This is a genomic window from Acidobacteriota bacterium (assembly GCA_022340665.1).
Classification (GTDB): Bacteria; Acidobacteriota; Thermoanaerobaculia; order Thermoanaerobaculales; family Sulfomarinibacteraceae; genus Sulfomarinibacter.
The window spans coordinates 57,697-73,265 of the sequence record JAJDNM010000148.1 but is presented as its reverse complement, the minus strand read 5'-3'; the positions used below and the strand labels follow the sequence as shown (position 1 = coordinate 73,265).

Sequence of the window (15,569 nt, the reverse complement as noted above, 5' to 3'; positions counted from 1 at the left end):
CACATGACTGCAGGGCCATCTGACGTTCCGCGATTCGACCGTGAGTTCTTCGGTGCAAAGGACACCTTCACGCGGATCGGCGACGGTGCTCTCGGCGGCAAGGCCTCGGGCCTGCTTCGGGTGCGCGAGGAGATTCTCGCCAAGCTCGATCCGGACGAGTTTCCCTACGTCGAGGTCTCGGTACCGACCAGCACTGTCCTGGCGAGCAACATCTTCGACAGCTTCATCGAGCGGAACCACCTCGAGAACATCGTTTCTTCCGATCTCCCGGACGACCGCATCGGGCACGTGATCCAGCGCGCGGAGCTGCCGGCAGAACACGTCGGCGACCTTCGAGGGTTAATCTCCAGCGTTAACACGCCGCTGGCGGTGCGCTCGTCGAGCTTGCTCGAGGACGACCTCGACCACCCCTTCGCCGGCGTATACGGGACGAAGATGATCCCGAACAACGAGATCGAGGAGGACGCCCGGTTCATCCGCCTCGATGAGGCCGTCAAGTTCGTCTATGCAACAACATTCTTCGCCGAGGCCAGGGGCTACCTGAGCTCCATTGGCCGGCCACCCGGCACGGAAAAGATGTCCGTCATCATCCAGGAGGTGGTCGGCCAGCGTGCCGATGATCGTTTCTACCCGTGCGTGTCCGGTGTTGCGCGATCCCACAACTACTACCCCACGGGCCACGCCAAGCCCTCGGACGGGGTCGTGACCCTGGCACTGGGGCTCGGCAAGACGATTGTCGACGGAGGCCTCAGCTGGTCCTACTCTCCCGCCTATCCGAAGGCGCCACCGCCGTTCAACGATCTCGGCGAGCTACTGAAGAACACGCAGACGGCCTTCTGGGCCGTCCACATGGGCAATCCCCCGCCGCACGATCCGATCCGGGAAACCGAATATCTGGTGCAGCCAGGCCTGGCCGAAGCCGAGGCGGACGGTGCACTCCGTTATCTCGTCTCCACCTACGACCCCGGCTCCGATCGCCTCAACCCGGGCCTCGACGCGCGTGGGCCGCGAGCGCTCACCTTCGCTCCCCTGCTCGCCTCACGCCTGTTGCCGTTCAACGATGTCCTGAAGCGCCTCCTTGAGCTGTCGGAGGAGGCTCTGGGCGGAGCCGTCGAGATCGAGTTCGCCATCAATCTCGATCGGCGAGACGCCTTGCCGGCGCGGATCGGTTTCCTCCAGGTGCGGCCGATGATGGTGGGTGCCGAACGAATCGACGTGGCATTTGGAGACCTCCTTGGCGATGGGGTCGTGGTTGCCTCGGAATCGGTTCTCGGCAACGGTGAGCGACCAGACATCGAGGATGTCGTCTTTGTCCGGCCGGAAGCTTTCGAGCCGGCGGACACACCAGCCATCGCCAAGCAGTTGGAAGGAATCAACGAGGAATTGATCGAGGCGGGGCGGACGTACCTGCTCATCGGTTTCGGGCGCTGGGGCACATCAGACCCATGGCTCGGGATTCCGGTTGCCTGGGGCCAGATCAGCGGCGCCCGCGTGATCGTCGAGGCGACCCTTCCCGATGTACAGCCGGACCTCAGCCAGGGATCTCATTTTTTCCACAATCTGTTGAGCTTCCATGTACTCTACCTCTCTGTGGAACACCACGGGCCATACGCCATCGACTGGCAATGGCTCGACCGACAGCCGGTCGTGAAATCGACCGCGCACGTGACTCACATACGCCTGAATCAGCCACTCGACATTCGCGTCGACGGCACCAACGGACGAGGAGTGATCCGAAAAAATGGATGATTCTCAACAGAGCGCACGACCGGCAGACAAGCTGCTCGCGTCCCTTCAGGAACGGGCGAAGGAGCTCAACTGCTTGTACGAGGTCGAGCAAATCCTCGCTCGTCTCGACCTACCGCTCGACGAAGCGTTCCAGCAGGTGGTCGAGGTGATACCGCCCGGCTGGCAGTATCCGGACATCTGTCGGGCGATGATCGAATACGGTGACGAGGTGTTCACCAACGAGGATTTTCGCCCAACGCCCTGGGTCCAGTCGAGCGACATCGTCGTACAGGGCAAGGTGGTCGGCCGCCTCAGTGTGTGGTACGCGGAGGATCGCCCGACCGAGGACATCGGTCCCTTCCTCAAGGAGGAGGAACGCCTGATTCGCACGATAGCTGAACGGCTCGGGCACAGCATCCTATTTCACCAGATGTATGAGACGCGCCAGACGTGGGAATTGGCAAGCAAAGAGCTAGAGGAGGAGAAGAAGGACCGCTGGCGGGGGCCGATCGAGCTGCTTCGACGTTCCGACCGCGAGCTCTATCTCCGCATCGCGCGCAAGATGGTCAACCATCTGGTGTGGGCGGGCGTGGAAGGCGGGAGCGACCTCCTCAGGGAAATCTACGGTTCGTCGGACGAGGACGAACGCCACGACCCCAATTACCCTGCTCGCCCTCGCGCTCTCAACGAGCAGGTACTGCTTGATGCAAAGCCCTTCGAGTTGGCCAAGAACTACCTCGGAACCGACGCCACGCTCGCCCTCACTCGTGACTGGGTAATGGAGGACAAGGCCAGCTTTCTCCCGTCGGTCCTCAATAACCCCCGCTCCAGCCTGACCGAGGTCGGAGGCGCCCTCCGCCGTTTCCATCATCTGCTCGCCGATGGCGCCGAGCTTTCCCCGGCCACACTCGATGGCATTCACGTCGGTCTTATCCGGCGCTTCCTCACCGACCAGCTCGACTACATTTCCGTCGCCAAGAAATACGTTCAACCTGAAGATTTTCTCGATCTCATCGACCACGTGATTCACTCCGACGCCAGCCACGGCAAACTCGGGGGAAAGAGCGCCGGTCTCTTCCTCGCTGCCGCTATCCTCCGTAGGGAGAGTTCCTCCGATTACTCGATAGGCGAATTCAAGGTCCCGCGCAGCTGGTACGTGGCCTCGGAGGGGCTGATGTCCTTCGTCGAGTACAACGACCTCGACGAGGTGCTGCAACAGAAGTATCGCGAAACATCCCAGGTTCGCCGCGAGTACCCCAACATCATCCAGCTCTTCAAAAACTCGCGTTTCCCTCCGGAAATCGTCAAGGGCGTCTCGATGATCCTCGACGAGGTCGGCGACAAACCGCTGATCGTACGATCTTCGAGCCTCCTCGAGGATCGGATGGGCAGCGCCTTTTCCGGCAAGTACAAGAGCCTCTTCCTCGCCAACCAAGGTTCGAAGCAAGAACGCATGACCGCCATCCTCGATGCGATGACCGAGGTCTACGCATCGGTCTTCGGCCCCGACCCGATCGCCTACCGCCACGAGCGAGGGTTGCTCGATTTCCACGAGGAAATGGCGATCCTCATCCAGGAGGTGGTCGGAACGCGCCTCGGTGATTACTTCCTGCCCGCAGTCGCCGGTGTCGCATTCTCCAACAACGAATTTCGTTGGTCGCCGCGAATCAAGCGCTCCGACGGTCTCATTCGGCTCGTTCCCGGTCTCGGCACCCGCGCTGTGGACCGGGTCGGCGACGACTATCCGATCCTCTCGGTCCCGGGTCAGCCCGGGCTCAAAGTCAACACGACGATCGACGAGACCATTCGCTATTCTCCGCGTTCGATCGATGTCATCAACCTCAAAACCAACAACTTCGAGACCCTCGAGATCGAGGACCTCCTGAAGGAGCATGGAGCTGGCTATCCAGCCTTCGAACAGGTCTTTTCCGTCCTCAAGGACGACGTCCTCCACAAGCCCGTTCCGGTCCTGGTCGATCCGGCCAACGACCAACTGGTCGCCGATCTGGGCGGGCTCGTCAATTCATCGCCTTTTGTGGAACAGGTCGGCAACATCCTCAAGACCCTCGAGGCGACGCTGGGCACTCCGGTCGACATCGAATTCGCTCATGACGGAAACGACTTCTACCTTCTCCAGTGTCGGCCGCAGAGCTTCGCGGACGAGGACGCGCCGGCACCGATTCCGAAGGACATGCCGGCTGACGAAACTCTTTTCGCGGCCCACCGGTTTGTGTCCAACGGCCACGTCCCCGACATTACCCACGTTGTCTACGTCGATCCCGAGGCCTACGCGCGGCAGAAGGATCGTGCAGATCTCCTCATGGTTGGCGAGGTGATTGGCAAGCTCAACAAATTGCTGCCCAAACGCCAGTTCATCCTCATCGGGCCCGGCCGCTGGGGAAGCCGCGGCGACATCAAGCTCGGCGTCAGCGTCGGTTACTCCGACATCAACAACACCGCGATGCTGATCGAGGTCGCACGGAAGACCGGCGACTACCTTCCGGACCTTAGCTTCGGGACACACTTCTTTCAGGATCTCGTCGAATCGGAAATCCGCTACCTCCCCCTCTACCCGGATGATGACAGCGTGCTCAATCTTCAGGTGCTCCACACCTCGCGGAACCTGCTGCCGGCGATGCTCCCCGAGTACGAGCCCCTCGCCGACGTCGTGCGCGTTATCGACATACCCAGTTCCTCGGACGGCCGCATTCTGCGTGTGTTGATGAACTCGGAACTCGACGAGGCATTGGCACATTTCGCTGAGCCCGGAGAGCGCGAGGACGAATCCCGCGGCGATCGCGCCGGCACACTTCACCAGCACCCCGAAAGCTACTGGAGGTGGCGCCTGCAGATGGCCGAGAAGATCGCGGCAGAGATCGACTCCGAGCGTTTCGCGGTCAAAGCTGTCTACATCATCGGCAGCACGAAGAATGCCAGCGCAGGCCCGTCCAGCGACATCGATCTCCTCATCCACTTCCAGGGCAATGACCAGCAGCGGCGTGAGCTCGAGACGTGGCTCGAAGGCTGGAGCCTGTGTCTCGGTGAAATCAACTACCTCCGAACCGGTTACGTCAACCCCGACTTGCTCGATGTCCACATCATCACCGACGAGGATCTCGAAAAGCAGACCAGCTTTGCCGCCAAAATCGGCGCCATCACCGACCCAGCGCTGGAGCTCCCGATCGGCAAAAACGCAAAGTAGCTCGGACGCGGCTGATTGGTCTCCGTATCGAAACTCGACAAATACTCGATGTTCGATGCTGGATGTTCGATGCTCGATGCTCGATGCTCGATGCTCGATTCAACGAATCGATAGGTCGACAGGCTGAATTGGCAAGGGGTGGTTGGGAGGATCGAGGGACCAGTATCGAGAGACGAGTATCAGCCGAGCGGATGGGCGGGGCGATCGATATCCAGTAACCAGTATCCAGTATCCAGGATCGGGTGAGGGGCGCGCGGGGGCATCTTGATTTTCAGTGGCCGCCGAAAAGATCTTGCTTCAAATCAACTCTCGGCTGGCGTTCTCCAGGTCGTCCAGATCGAAGCGCACGAGCGCCAGTTCCGGACCGTCGTGGGCTGCGGTGAACGCATGAGTCCGACCGATCTTCTGACGCCAGCGTCCGGTCAACCGCGGCGCCTCGTGGATGTGCCCGTGCAGCGTGAGCAACGGCTGCCTGTCTTCGATGAAGCGCTGGATCGCTATGCTTCCGACGTGGACATCGAGCGGAACATGGTCCACGGATTTGCCGTCCAGCGCTGCACGATCGAGATCGGTTCCGTACGGCGGCGAGTGGAAGAGACAGACCGCGCTTGCCAGGTTGTGATCCCCGGTCAACCGCTCCAGATCTGCCGCAATTGTCCCGAATCGGACCGCATCAGGATCGACCTCGATGGTGCGCTGGCCCTTCTCCGGCGACACACACCCGGGATCGGTGAAGCGCGACACGTCATATCGTTCCCAGTCCTTGAGCATGAACGGCGTCGGTGGCACGTAGGCGTACCCGAAGACCGGGCTGGACCCGATCGATCCCCACCGTTCGTGGGCGTAGAACCACAGACCGTCTGCCGCATGATCGAGAAAAGTCTGCTCGGCGATTCGCGCGTCATCGTTTCCGAGAATGACGAAAACCTGCGGCGACGCCTGGCCGAGATCTCCCCGCAGCGAGGCAAAGCCGGGCACGAAAATCTCCTCGATGAAATCGTCCTCGGGCATTCTCGCCGACCAACGGTGCGGCAGGAGATCACCCCCGAGGAAAATTGCCCGAGGCCTTTCGTTCCTCGCGGCCGCGATCAGCTCGCGGTAACGATTTTGGCTCCCATGAAGGTCGGAGACGAAGAAGCAGCGTTTGCTCACTGTCGTCCGATAACGACCCTCAGAGTGTCACCTTCGATGGTCCTGTCCACGACTCCCACCCTCCCGTCTTCGAGATCGACTACCACGTAGATCGACGGCGGCGATTCTTCGGGATGGTGGCCGACGCGGATCCTTTCGACCTCCGAAGTGTCGACCGGAATCACGTTCGGACGGTAGAACGTCTCGATCCCCTGGATCCTCAGCCACACACGATCCGGGTCCTTCAGGCGCGAAACACGCACCGTCCCGTCCAACAGCTCGCCGTTGGTCCGCACAGTCACCACCGTCCCCTCGCTGATTCGCGTCGCCGCGACCAACAGGACCCGGGTTGCCGGGGCGGCCGGCTCGACAGCCAGTGGCGATTTCTGTGGCTCGTCCGCCGCTGTTTGCGGCGCATCGGCCGGCTCGACTGAACCATCATCCGGCCGTGCCACACCGGAATCGACGGCGTTCACCTCCTCGATCTCGACCGCTGAATTCTCAGCCTCTGGCGCGGGGGCTCGGTTGGCAAGCCAGAAAACGAACGCCGACAGAGAGACCAAAGCCACGGCAACCAGAAGGACCAGCCACAGCCGATGATCTGGCGGAGTTTCACTTGGCTCGTCCGGGGCCATCGTCACGTCGGGCACGGTCTCCAGGCCGATATCGTGGGCTGTCTGATCCGGGCCATCCTCGTCCGGAACGAGGTTGATGTCGAGTTCCGACTGCTCAGGGGGCTCAGGTTCCGGAGGCATGAAGAGCGGGTCAGTCTCCAGTTCGGGAGCCACGGTTCCGGCGGCGTCGATTGCGAGATCGACGTCGTGTCTCTGTGCAACCTCCGACAGCCAATCGGGCAGAACCTCGTCCGCAGAGCTTCCGTCCTCAGTTGCGGATTCTGCACCCGTTTCGGCGAAAACATCCGGCCGCGTGTCGGTTGCCGACAGGTCAAGCGGGTCGCGGGTGAGCGCGTCAGTGTCGATATCACCGGCTTGCGTGGCCCGCGGTCCGATATCGAACGGCTTGTCGCCTTTGGATACCTGAAAATCGACCAGCTCGTCGATGATATCGCGGTTGTCTTGATCGAGCTCATCGAAAAGCAACGCCATGCCAGCGGGCCTGCCGGGCCCCTCGTCTTCGTATCTTGACCACGCCACAACTCCAGTGCCTTCGGCCAGGACGAAATCGTCTGGCAAGATGAATCGGAAGCGGGTGGGCGTGCCTCTCGGTAGGACGTCGGTGGTCGCTATGAAGAAGCCATCGAAATTGAGCCTCGGCGCCATCACTTCGCGAAAATGCCGTATGGACTCGAATTCGAGGTCGACAGTCTTTGGCTCTTGGGCGGATCCCTCAGCTCCAGTTGAGTCGAATTCAGCCGTCATGAGAATCCCTCTATCGACGTTGTAGTAACGGCCACACCATAGCAAATTCCGAGACCCGCAAACGAAGTTGACCGCTCATTCGACCCACATTGCACGACGTGCCTCACGCTCCTCGCCTCGCGGTGTTATCGTTCCCCTCGATGCGTATCTTCGCTACCGCTATTTTCCTCACCACCATGATCCCGACTGCTACGTCGGGGCAAGACCTTCGTGAGGTCAGTGTCTACGATGGCCACGCGACTCTCGAAATTCCGTATGACTGGAACGAGATTCCCGAAGAGATGCTCGAGTTCTACAGTCTTCGCGCGGCCGAGTCCAGCGGCGGACGCACGGCCGAAATCTACCAACACGGGTTCCGGCCCGGTGATCCCGAAATGGACTTCGCCCTGCCACAGATCCTCATCCAGATCAGGGAAAGTGGCCGATTGAACTACAGAAGGTTCGCCAATCCGCCCAGCTCTGAAGAGCTGTTGGCGTCGGGCGAGCGGGTTCTTTCCGAGCACACCGGCCCGATGGTGCGCGGCATCGAACTGGGAAGCGCAGTCTTCGATCGCGAAAAATATGCCCTGCATCTGTCCAACACCCTTGACCTCAAGTTCGAAGGGGAAACCTCGGTCGAGTCGGTCGCGTTCCTCACCGAACGAGGCCTGTTCACCGTCCACTTCTACGCCGATGCGTCACAGACCGCGAGGACTGATCCACTCTTCCGACGGATTTCCGAGAGCATTCGTTTCGATGAAGAGCTTGCCTACCGACCACACCTCACTGACCTGTGGCCGCCTTCCCCTTCCACCGTGTTCTTTCTGCTTGCGGCTCTGGTTGCCGCAGTCGCGTTGGCCTACCACTTCACGAGACCCAGGCACCAGCCGTCGTGACAGTCCACATCGACACCGAAGCGAAGACCATCAGGGCCGGCGTGAGCGATCTGCTCGGTGAGCCGGAGCAACGATCCATCGGCCTCACCGGCACAGGCCTTTCGCGTATGTGGATCGGCTCCGAGCTGCACCGGCGTGTGCAGCGAGAGTTCGAAGAAACCGAGCCCGGGTACGCGAGTGAGGTGCCGACCCAGATTACGCTGTCAATCGACGGCTGGACGATCGAGATCTCCGGCCGCGCCGACGGGGTCGTGTTTGCCGACAACCGGGCGTTGCGCGTTGACGAAATCAAGACGCTCCACTTCGCAGTCGATCTGCGCAACCTCTACGCCGAGGAGCGGCTAGAGCGATTCAAACGCCAAGCAGCCCTCTACGCCTACATGCTCTCGGACGAAGACCAGCCCGCCGCGGCGCGCCTGATCCTGGTCGATATCGTCTCCCAGGAAGAACAGGACGAAGAGGTCAGATGGTCTCGCGATTCAGTCCACTCGTGGTTGCGCCAGCAGATCCACCGGTTGATATCCCGCGAGGAGCGGCGACTCGCACGACTCGAAGAGCTGCGGACTGCAGCCGAGTCCCTCCCGTTCCCCCACCAGGAGCTGCGTCCGTCTCAGGTCGAGATCGGCGATGCGGTGACGGAATCCCTGACCAATCAGCGCCACCTTCTGGTTCGGGCGCCCACCGGCTGCGGCAAGACCGCGGCAGTCCTCCACCCGGCTGTCCGCTCAGCCCTCGCCAGGGGGCAGAGGGTATTCTTCCTGACAGCCAAAACACTCCAACAACGGATTGCCGTCGAGACCGCCAAATCGATGCAAGGCAACCTATTCCGCAGCCTCCAATTGCGGGCGAAATCGAAGATGTGCGCCAACACCGAGATCGTCTGTCACGAGGAGTTCTGTCCCTATGCCAAGGAGTACGGACTCAAGCTCGTCCGTTCCGAGCTCGTCCCGACCCTCATCGCCGAGAGCGACCATCAGGATCCCGATCACATCTTCGAAGCCGCCAAGGCGCACGAGGTATGCCCCTTCGAAATCAGCCTCGATCTTCTCGGTGAGGTCGATCTCGTGGTCTGTGACTACAACTACGTTTTCGATCCGACCATCGGCCTCCGGGCGCTGCTCCACGGAAACGCGCTGCAAGATTCGGTATTGATCATCGACGAGGCGCACAACCTCGTCGACCGCAGCCGCGACTATTACTCTCCGGAACTCCACGTCGACCAGATCGAAAAGGCGCGAGTCTTCCTGGAGGGCCGCACGAACGCCATCTTCGAAGATCTCAGGAGTCTGATCGACGAAGTGAGCGCCGAGGTTCGACGGCGGGTCGCCGACAGTCTCGGGGGTGCGGATTACAACGAGGGACCAGCGGAGATCGACGACAACGCCATTTCCAATCTTCGGATCGCATTCGACGGCGCGATCCTGAGCTACTTCCTTTACAAGCGTGAAAACGAAATGTGGGTGGCGGACGATCCGGTCCTCGACGTCTTCTTCAAACTGACCCGCTTCCACCGAGTGCTCGCGATGGGAGGCGACGAATTCGTTCACATCGCCGAGCGTGATGCCGTGGGAGGCGGCGAGCGGCTCAAGATTTTCTGCCGTGATGCCTCTCGCTTCGTCGGCGAAATCCTCGACGGCAGCGCCTCGTCCATCGCCATGTCCGCGACCCTCGAGCCGTTCGATTTCTACCGTGATCTACTCGGTTTCGACGCTCATCGAACCGACGAGCTCTACGTTCCGTCGCCGTTCCCACCCGAAAACCGCCTGGTCCTCGCCATAAGCGACGTCGATACGACCTACCGACGGCGCGGCGCTCATTACGACCGGATCGCGAGCTGGATCGCCAGGCTCTCCCATCCGAAGGCCAACGTGCTGACCTTGTTCCCCAGCTACGCCTTCCTCGACGCGGTCCACGATCGTCTGCCGCCGGTACCGCACACAGTGATCGCCCAGCAGCCGGGGGCCAACGATGCGGAGCAACAAAAGGTCCTCGCCGCTCTCCGCAGCGGGGAACCCCACCTGCTCCTCGCGGTTCTGGGCGGGATCTTCGCGGAGGGAGTCGACTATCCCGGTGAGATGTTGTCGGAGGTGATCGTGGTCTCGCCCGGCCTCCCTCAGTACAACCTCGAGCGGGAGCTGCTCAAAGCCTATTACCAGGAGTTCTACGAGCATGGCTTCGGTTATGCGTACCTCGTGCCAGGGTTGACTCGCGTGGTTCAGGCTGCCGGCCGCCTGTTGCGCTCCGACGAAGATCGCGGTGTCATCGTCGTGATGGGTCGCCGATTCCTCGACGCGCAATACCTGCGGCTCCTGCCCGAGGAGTGGACGCTCGGCGAGCCCGAATCGCTGATTTTCGAGGATCCGGAAGCGGCCGTTCTCGAGTTCCTCGGCGACCTCGATGACGCATGACGGTAGGTTTTACCTACAATGAACACATGGATTTTTCAGACCCCAGGACGCCGTACGTCGTCTCCCTGCTGCTGCCTCCAGCCCTCGCAGTCGTCAACTCCTTTATCCACAGGCGGCAGCTGGCTTCATTCCTGAGCCGTACTTCTGCGATCATGACCTACCAGGACATCGTGGCGTTTGAAAAAACCGTTGCCCGCCAAATGTACGCCGCTCTGCTCCAGATCGCACTCCTCGTGGCGCCGTGGATCGTCTTCGGCTACGGCTATCTCCAGGACGTCCTCACAGTCGACGACCTCGGTCTCGTTATCGCGCCGTCTTTCGTCGTCCTGGCACTCGGCCTGAACTTCAAACGCCTCGAGAACCGCGCGAGGTCGATTCGTGCAGAGGACCCCATGCTCGCAGAGCGCCGCGACCACATCGTCGAGGTCTGGATGCACAAGCCCTTCCCCGACTGGTAGGAACTACCCCCGCATCGCCTCCTCGATCTCGTCGACACTCTTCGGAATCGGCTGTCCGAGCACCCGGTGGCCGTTCTTGGTGATCAGAACATCGTCCTCGATCCGGACTCCACCGAAACCGCAATATTCAGCCAGCCTGTCGTAGCGAATGTAGCCCTTGTGGCGGCCCTCCCCCTCCCAGCGCTCGACCAGGGCGGCGATGAAGTACACGCCCGGTTCGATCGTGATCACAAATCCTGGCTCGAGCTTTTTCGCCAAACGCAGGGCGTTGAGGCCGAACTGGCTCGATCTCTCCTCGCCCGGTTCGTAACCGACCACATCACCCAGATCCTCCATGTCGTGCACATCGAGGCCGATGAGATGACCGATGCCGTGCGGGAAGAACAGGGCGTGGGCACCGGCAGCCACTGCGCGATCGACGTTTCCCTTCATGATCCCCAGGTCCTTGAGCCCTTCGGTGACCGTCTTCGCCGCCAAAAGGTGGAGATGTCGATTCGTCACACCGGGACCCGCCGCGTCGATGGCCTCCATGTTCGCGGCCAGCACTACCTCGTAGATGTCCCGCTGCTGGCTGGTGAATTTCCCGGTGACCGGCATCGTCCGGGTGATGTCTGAAGCGTAGAACCTCGGAGACTCCGCTCCGCTGTCGACCAGCAGCAGATCGCCCTCCTCGAGTGTGTTCTCGTAGCTGGTGTTGTGCAGGACGTCACCGCAGACCGTCACGATCGGGTTGAATGCCTGATTTCGATCGCTGGCGCCGGCTGCCGCCTGGTGAATCGCCGCGATCTCGGCCTCTGTTCGGCCGGGTGCGGCACTCCGCATCGTCGCGTTATACATCTTGGCTGTGATCGCCAGAGCGTCCTCCATCTCGGAGATCTCCGCCTCTCCCTTGACCGAGCGCTGGCCCGCCACCGCCGCCACCAGTTCCTGCGACACGCCGTTATCCACCTCGCGCGGGTCCGCTCCGAGCAGCGCACCGAGCGCAAAACGGCGGGACGCGCGGTAGGGCGGCAGGTAGTGAACCCCACCCCCATCGTCGGCAAATTTCTCCAGGTTCTCGACAAGTTCCTCCATCGGAGATGTCGAGTCCACGCCTGCGGATTCAGCATGGTCCTCCAGGGTCTCGTGCGGACCGAACCAGATGACGTCGTCGGGATGCTCTGGCGTCCCGAACAAGACCTCGCGTCCATCCGGCTCGATGAGCAGTGCCATGCCTGCCTGGCTGACACCCGCGTAGTAAAGGAAGTGCGAATCCTGCCGAAACGGATAGGGGTTATCGACGTAGTTCTTCGGCGCCTCTTCATTCCCGAGAATCAAAATCGCACCGTCGGGTACGGCCATTCTCAGAGCCTTTCGCCGTGCCGAGTAGGTCGTTGCTTCCATGCTGGCCTCCTCTTGTGTCTCTGGATTATGCCCTATCCCGCAGCCAAGTCCGAGTCCGCGACCGCCCCCGGCGGTGGAAACCGTCCTACAATCACCCACCAGTGAAAAGATCCTGCTTCGCGTTCATCGGATTGCTCTATCTGATACCGACCGTGGTGGGTGCAAGAGAAAGACCAGCCGCGATCGGAGAGTTCTACGACGGCGCCGCCCGAACCCGCGTCATCGCTCATCGAGGCTTCTCGGGCGCCGCGCCCGAAAACACCCGTGCTGCGGTCCGCGCAGCTATCGAGGTCGGGGCCGATATGGCGGAGATCGATGTGACCTTGTCGGCCGACATGCACGTCGTCGTCATCCACGACCCAACTCTCGATCGCACCACGAACGGGAGCGGCGAAGTCTCCCTATTCACCTTGGAAGAGCTCAAAGAACTAGACGCGGGTTCGTGGTTCGATCCGTCATTTGCCGGAGAACGCATCCCCACCCTCGACGAGGTCCTGGCCGAGGCAAATGGCCGCATCCTGCTCAACGTCGAGATCAAGAGCGAGTCCGTGGACCGGGGCGTGGTGAAGCGAGTAGCATCCGCGATCCGCGGACGCGACATGTGCGAGCAGGTTGTCGTGTCCTCGTTCTCTCCGACCGCCCTCCTGCAGATGCACGCAATCGCCCCCGAAATCCGAACCGCTGTCCTCTACAACACGGAGCTCCACACCGGGCGGGATGCGGTCGAGATCGCGGCTGAGCTCGGCGCCACGGTCTTCAATATCAAGCGCCAGCGGCTCACCCGAATAATGTTGAGGCGGTGTCGGGAACACGGTCTTCCGATCGGTGTGTACACGGTCAACAAACCGCGACGGATGCGACGTCTTGTCGGGAAGGGAATCAACGCGATATTCACCGACCGTCCGGACCGGCTACTGGATATTCTGAGACCGGTTCGGGACGAATCCACGACCCCAACCCTGACTCCTGCGACTGCTGTGCCCTGAGGCCGGACCTCTCCTGAATCGAGGGGTTCGGCTAGGATGTTGATTATGACGCAGAACCTCGCGGCGCGGCTGCAGACCCTGTTCATCCTCATTGGCCTGGTCATTCTCTTCGGAATCGCTTCTCCTCATTTCCTGTCGACCGAAAACCTTCTCAACGTGATGGAACAATCGGCCATCAACGCAATCCTGGGTATCGGATTGACCTTCGTCATCATCTCGGGCGGGATCGACCTCTCGGTGGGTTCGATTCTCGCATTCAGTGGTTTGGTTGTCGCAGACCTCCTGGTCGCCGGGCATTCAAACTTCGTCGCCATCGGAGGCGGGCTTCTCATCGGTCTCGGCTGCGGCCTCTTCAACGGGCTGATTACGACTCTCGGACGCATTCCTCCGTTCATCACGACTCTCGGGATGATGCTCATCGCGCGCAGTGCGGCCAAGATCTACTCAGGTTCGAAGCCGATCAGCGGATTGCCGGAGTCTTTCCGTGCCCTGTCGGGAGATATCGCTGGTATTCCGGTCATGGTGATCGTGGTCGCCGCACTGTACCTCGCTGCCCATCTCGTATTGACCCGCACAAAGCTCGGTCGATACACCTACGCGATAGGTGGCAACGAGCAAGCGGCGTGGCTTTCAGGGGTCCCGGTCGGGCGCTACAAGGTCGCGATCTATGCCCTATCGGGATTGATGGCAGGTGTTGCGGCGGTATTGATGACGTCGAGGTTGAACGCAGCCTCCCCGTTGTCCGGCGAGATGTACGAGCTCTATGCGATAGCAGCCGCAGTCATCGGTGGCGTGAGTCTGATGGGTGGCGAGGGGCGCATGATCGGCACCCTGATCGGTGCGTTGATCATGGGAACACTACGCAACGGACTCAACGCGCTCAACGTCCCCTCGGCCCTCGAGGGCATGGTCGTGGGCGGGGTTCTGATCACGGCGGTGGTGCTCGACCGGGCTCGCCACCGAGGCCCCTCGGTTTCCAATCCCCGAGGATGGCTGCGATACCGCAAATGGGTGATCACCGGCATCATCGTGGTGATTCTGGTGACCGCAGCGATCGGATTTCGATCCTCTACGACAGGTACTCTGGATGATCAGACGTTGACCGTCGCCTTCGTGCCGAAAGCCCTCAACTCCCCGTTCTGGGCCGCGATGGAGTCGGCCGCTGCGGCTGAGGCCGAAGCCCTCGACGTCCATCTGGTTTCGCTCGCTGCAGATCGTGAAACCGACGTCGAACGGCAGTACCAGATCATCGAGAATCTGATTCAGCAGCGGGTCGACGCCATTCTGCTCGCCCCATCCGGTTCCAAAGAGCTGGTGCCGGCCATCCGCCAGGCCAACGATGCCGAAATCCCAGTGCTCCTGCTCGATACCAGGATCGACCAGGCGGCGGCGGATTCTGTCGGTGCGGAGGTTCTCACCTACATCGGCTCGGACAATTTCGAGGGTGGCGCGGTCGCCGGCCGCTACCTCGCTCAGCTTCTCGGCGGGTCCGGCAACGTCGTCATCATCGAGGGTATTTCAGGCCACGAAACGGCGGACCAACGCCGCCTCGGCTTCCTCGATGGGATCCGCGATGTGCCGGGGATCCACGTCGTCGCCAGCCAGACGGCCAACTGGGAACGCGCTTTGGCATACAACGTGGCGGAAAACCTTTTGCAGGCACACCCGGAAATCGATGCCATTTTCGCGGCGAACGACGAGATGGCCCTCGGAGCACTGGAGGCGGCGGACGCCGCAGAGCGTCTGCAGGATGTCTCGATCGTCGGTTTCGACGCCATTCCCGACGCGCTCGCCAATATCCGATCGGGCCGGATGCAGGGTTCGGTCGCCCAGTTCCCAAGCGAAATGGGACGCCTCGGAATACTGCACGCAGTCAACCTCTTACGCAACGGGGTCTCCCCACCTCCGGAAATCCTCACGAAAGTCGAAATGATCGACATCAACAACCTTGGAGCCTTCGAGGGCGCTGCGAATGCGCCGGCAGAAACGGCAGAAACCCGGTGAACGACACCGCACAGC

10 protein-coding genes are annotated in these 15,569 nt (G+C 61.3%); 7 read left to right on the top strand and 3 right to left on the bottom strand.

The features are described from left to right. Positions 1–3 precede the first annotated feature (3 nt). Positions 4–1,749, top strand: coding sequence for a PEP/pyruvate-binding domain-containing protein (locus LJE93_16910; GenBank protein ID MCG6950596.1), 1,746 nt, complete (start codon positions 4–6; stop codon positions 1,747–1,749). Then, positions 1,742–4,930, top strand: a complete 3,189-nt coding sequence (locus LJE93_16905) for a pyruvate, phosphate dikinase (protein MCG6950595.1) — start codon at positions 1,742–1,744, stop codon at positions 4,928–4,930. The genes LJE93_16910 and LJE93_16905 overlap by 8 nt, the downstream gene beginning before the upstream one ends. A 297-nt stretch (positions 4,931–5,227) precedes the next feature. Here LJE93_16905 and LJE93_16900 read toward each other — a convergent pair whose 3' ends face one another. Both LJE93_16900 and LJE93_16895 read right to left on the bottom strand, forming a co-directional pair. Beyond that, positions 5,228–6,082: a metallophosphoesterase gene (locus LJE93_16900; protein ID MCG6950594.1), complete on the bottom strand. Its 855-nt coding sequence runs from the start codon at positions 6,080–6,082 to the stop codon at positions 5,228–5,230. Then, complete coding sequence (locus tag LJE93_16895; GenBank protein MCG6950593.1) at positions 6,079–7,440, bottom strand: hypothetical protein; 1,362 nt, start codon at positions 7,438–7,440, stop codon at positions 6,079–6,081. The genes LJE93_16900 and LJE93_16895 overlap by 4 nt, the downstream gene beginning before the upstream one ends. 140 nt (positions 7,441–7,580) lie before the next feature. Between LJE93_16895 and LJE93_16890 the strand changes: the two genes are divergently transcribed. The 3 genes from LJE93_16890 to LJE93_16880 are packed head-to-tail and all read left to right on the top strand — an operon-like array spanning position 7,581 to position 11,181. After that, positions 7,581–8,315 (top strand): hypothetical protein, encoded by a 735-nt coding sequence (locus LJE93_16890; GenBank protein MCG6950592.1) that lies wholly within the window; start codon positions 7,581–7,583, stop codon positions 8,313–8,315. Beyond that, positions 8,312–10,723, top strand: a complete 2,412-nt coding sequence (locus LJE93_16885) for an ATP-dependent DNA helicase (GenBank protein MCG6950591.1) — start codon at positions 8,312–8,314, stop codon at positions 10,721–10,723. Before LJE93_16890 ends, LJE93_16885 begins: the two co-directional genes overlap by 4 nt. 26 nt (positions 10,724–10,749) lie before the next feature. Further along, positions 10,750–11,181: a hypothetical protein gene (locus LJE93_16880; GenBank protein ID MCG6950590.1), complete on the top strand. Its 432-nt coding sequence runs from the start codon at positions 10,750–10,752 to the stop codon at positions 11,179–11,181. 3 nt (positions 11,182–11,184) lie between these two features. On the opposite strand, the gene LJE93_16875 is transcribed toward LJE93_16880, so the two are convergent. Then, a complete protein-coding gene (locus LJE93_16875; protein MCG6950589.1) occupies positions 11,185–12,564 on the bottom strand; it encodes an aminopeptidase P family protein in 1,380 nt (459 codons plus the stop codon). Between the two features lie 101 nt (positions 12,565–12,665). Here LJE93_16875 and LJE93_16870 point away from each other — a divergent pair, with 101 nt between their 5' ends. Together LJE93_16870 and LJE93_16865 are read left to right on the top strand one after the other, a co-directional pair. Next, positions 12,666–13,550: a hypothetical protein gene (locus LJE93_16870; protein ID MCG6950588.1), complete on the top strand. Its 885-nt coding sequence runs from the start codon at positions 12,666–12,668 to the stop codon at positions 13,548–13,550. A gap of 45 nt (positions 13,551–13,595) precedes the next feature. After that, on the top strand, positions 13,596–15,554 hold the full coding sequence (locus tag LJE93_16865) for a substrate-binding domain-containing protein (GenBank protein MCG6950587.1): 1,959 nt from the start codon (positions 13,596–13,598) through the stop codon (positions 15,552–15,554). Positions 15,555–15,569: the final 15 nt, after the last annotated feature.

Bases quoted from the DNA above. Each gene is read 5' to 3' on its own strand.
- LJE93_16880 (MCG6950590.1), top strand. From the start codon at position 10,750: ATGGATTTTTCAGACCCCAGGACGCCGTACGTCGTCTCCCTGCTGCTG.
- LJE93_16895 (MCG6950593.1), bottom strand. From the start codon at position 7,440: ATGACGGCTGAATTCGACTCAACTGGAGCTGAGGGATCCGCCCAAGAG.
- LJE93_16910 (MCG6950596.1), top strand. From the start codon at position 4: ATGACTGCAGGGCCATCTGACGTTCCGCGATTCGACCGTGAGTTCTTC.
- LJE93_16890 (MCG6950592.1), top strand. From the start codon at position 7,581: ATGCGTATCTTCGCTACCGCTATTTTCCTCACCACCATGATCCCGACT.
- LJE93_16865 (MCG6950587.1), top strand. From the start codon at position 13,596: ATGACGCAGAACCTCGCGGCGCGGCTGCAGACCCTGTTCATCCTCATT.
- LJE93_16905 (MCG6950595.1), top strand. From the start codon at position 1,742: ATGGATGATTCTCAACAGAGCGCACGACCGGCAGACAAGCTGCTCGCG.
- LJE93_16875 (MCG6950589.1), bottom strand. From the start codon at position 12,564: ATGGAAGCAACGACCTACTCGGCACGGCGAAAGGCTCTGAGAATGGCC.